Annotated in this window: 3 protein-coding genes and 1 CRISPR repeat array; all 3 genes read left to right on the plus strand. The window is 70.5% G+C overall.

All coding sequences use genetic code 11. From position 1 onward, the window contains the following. The coding region (locus tag AC08OO_RS02855) for a type I-E CRISPR-associated protein Cas6/Cse3/CasE (protein ID WP_476618213.1) at positions 1 to 408 on the plus strand (408 nt) is incomplete at its 5' end. Position 409: 1 nt separating this feature from the next. Next, positions 410 to 1,402, plus strand: a complete 993-nt coding sequence (gene cas1e / locus AC08OO_RS02860) for a type I-E CRISPR-associated endonuclease Cas1e (RefSeq protein WP_476618214.1) — start codon at positions 410 to 412, stop codon at positions 1,400 to 1,402. Continuing rightward, positions 1,399 to 1,677: a type I-E CRISPR-associated endoribonuclease Cas2e gene (cas2e, locus tag AC08OO_RS02865; protein ID WP_011434500.1), complete on the plus strand. Its 279-nt coding sequence runs from the start codon at positions 1,399 to 1,401 to the stop codon at positions 1,675 to 1,677. Before cas1e ends, cas2e begins: the two co-directional genes overlap by 4 nt. Before the next feature lie 18 nt (positions 1,678 to 1,695). After that, positions 1,696 to 2,882: direct repeats of the CRISPR family, unit length 28 nt; unit sequence GTCGTCCCCGCACGCGCGGGGATCTTCC. Positions 2,883 to 2,927: the final 45 nt, after the last annotated feature.

Below are 2,927 nucleotides of genomic sequence, written 5' to 3' on the forward strand. Positions count from 1 at the left end.
CGCGGTGTCCGCGTCGGCCACCGCACCGCCGCCCACCAGACGAGCTGGCTCACTGACCGCATCGACCGCTGGGGATTCACCCTGCTCACCACCGCCGACCTCGATGGCCCCCGCAACCAGCCCGACGGCCCCCGCAACCAGCCCGACGGCCCCGGCGACACCGACGAGCCGGCCCCCGCGCTACGGCTCACCGCCCGCGAACGCCTCACCTTCCCCAAGAAAGCCAAGAACACCGAGAAGACTGGCCGCCGCGTCGTCCTCAACACCGCCACCTTCGAAGGCGCCCTGCGCGTCACCGATCCCGCCCGCGCCCGCGCCACTCTCCTGCACGGCGTCGGCCCTGCCAAGGCCTACGGCTGCGGGCTGATCACCCTCGCGCCCCTGCACACCGAACAGGCCGGCCGCTGACATGTGGTGGCTGTCCAATCCGCAGGACCTGCACCGCGTCGAGGACCGCGTCTCCACGCTCTACGTCGAGAAATGCCACGTTGACCGCGACGACAACGCCGTCGTCCTGGTCAACAAGGAACGCGCCGTCCGTGTCCCCGCCGCGTTCGTCGCCACCGTCCTGCTCGGTCCCGGAACCCGCATCACCAGCGCCGCCGTGCGCCTGCTCGCCGACTCCGGCACCGCCCTGTGCTGGGTCGGCGACCGCGGCGTACGCATGTACGCCGCAGGACTCGGACCCAGCCGCGGCGCCGGCCTGCTCATGCGCCAGGCTTACCTCGTCACCCGCACCAGCGAACGCCTTGACGTCGCCCGCCGCATGTACGCCAAACGCTTCCCCGACGACGACGTCACCACCGCCACCATGCAACAACTCCGCGGCCGGGAAGGCGCCCGCATCAAAAAGATCTACCGCGATCATGCCACCCGCACCGGCGTCACCTGGAACAAACGCGTCTACACCCACGGCGACCCCTTTGCCGACAGCGACGACATCAACCGGCTCCTGTCCGCCGGACACAGCTGCCTCTACGGCATCTGCCACGCCGCCATCGTCGGCATCGGCGCCAGCCCCGCCCTCGGATTCGTCCACACCGGAGCCGCCACCTCCTTCGTCCTCGACATCGCCGACCTGTACAAAGCCGACTACACCATTCCCCTCGCCTTCGACCTCGCCGCCGCCGGCCTCACCGACGAGCGCGACATCCGCACCGCCTTCCGCGACAAAGTCGCTGACGGGCACCTCATGGCCCGCATCATCCACGACATCAAAGACCTCCTCATCGAGGAAGGAACCCGAGATAACGACGAGGACGCACTCCACTTGTGGGACGAGCTCGACGGCCACGTCCCCGGCGGCGTCAACTGGGCCGCCGACCTCGCCGACCAGACCGACGACACCACCATCCTCGGTGTCACCGGACCCGACACCGACCAGCCACCCCCACCCTGGTGACCGTCATCGTCCTCATCGCCACCGCCGACGGCCTCCGCGGCCACCTCACCCGCTGGATGATCGAAATCTCGGCGGGCGTCTTCGTCGGCAACCCCAGCGCCCGCGTCCGCGACCGGCTCTGGACCCTGCTCTCCCAACGCGTCGGTGACGGCCAAGCCATCATGATCGAACCAGCCACGAACGAACAAGGCTGGGCCGCCCGCACCGCCGGCCGCAACCGCACCCAGCCCGTCGACTACGACGGACTGATACTGTTTGCCCGATCTCGCCGATAAACCCGCAGGTCAGCAAGTGTCGTCCCCGCACGCGCGGGGATCTTCCTGCGACTGGGACGCCACTTGGCGGAACTGGATTGTCGTCCCCGCACGCGCGGGGATCTTCCCCCGATCTCCGTGTTGTAGGCGTGGCGCAGCGAGTCGTCCCCGCACGCGCGGGGATCTTCCTGGGACGTCGACGGCGAGAAACTCGCCGCCAAGGTCGTCCCCGCACGCGCGGGGATCTTCCCGTCGCACTCTTGCCGCAGCCCGCTCCGGCCTGGTCGTCCCCGCACGCGCGGGGATCTTCCCCGTTATCTACCGGAGGAGGTGCGGCGGTGAGCGTCGTCCCCGCACGCGCGGGGATCTTCCCCGGGTGCTGGCCCGGATCCCGATCGTGCGCCGGTCGTCCCCGCACGCGCGGGGATCTTCCCCGCGGGGAGTCGATTTTCCTCCCGTCGGAGAGGTCGTCCCCGCACGCGCGGGGATCTTCCGTGGGCTGGCCCCAGAACCACCGGGCGACCGCGGTCGTCCCCGCACGCGCGGGGATCTTCCGGCGGCGCGCGCGGAGCGGCTCGCCCGGCTCGAGTCGTCCCCGCACGCGCGGGGATCTTCCCCCCTCCCACGGCACCTGGGCCCCCACCTGACAGTCGTCCCCGCACGCGCGGGGATCTTCCGGCCCTGCTCGCCGGCGACAGCACCCGGGCCGCGTCGTCCCCGCACGCGCGGGGATCTTCCCTCGGCCCAGCCCATCCGTTCGATGGCGCACCGGTCGTCCCCGCACGCGCGGGGATCTTCCGTGCAGACAACCCGCCGTAGTTCACGCTGGGTTGTCGTCCCCGCACGCGCGGGGATCTTCCCTCACGGGTGGGCCACCACCAGCCGGCGAGGTTGTCGTCCCCGCACGCGCGGGGATCTTCCCGACTACCACTGCAAGGGCATGTCGTTTTCGCCGTCGTCCCCGCACGCGCGGGGATCTTCCCGTGGGCGAATATCTGGAGTTGACCGCCTGGCAGTCGTCCCCGCACGCGCGGGGATCTTCCGTATGGGGCGTCAGGTAGCACGTTCGGCGGAGAGTCGTCCCCGCACGCGCGGGGATCTTCCTAGCTGGGGCCTGTGGGGAATCGATGGGCGCGCGTCGTCCCCGCACGCGCGGGGATCTTCCTTCGACGGGCTGGTGGCAGACGACGCAGATAGCGTCGTCCCCGCACGCGCGGGGATCTTCCTTCGACGGGCTGGTGGCAGACGACGCAGATAGCGTCGTCCCCGCA

The organism is Frankia sp. CeCAU1 (genome assembly GCF_977971845.1).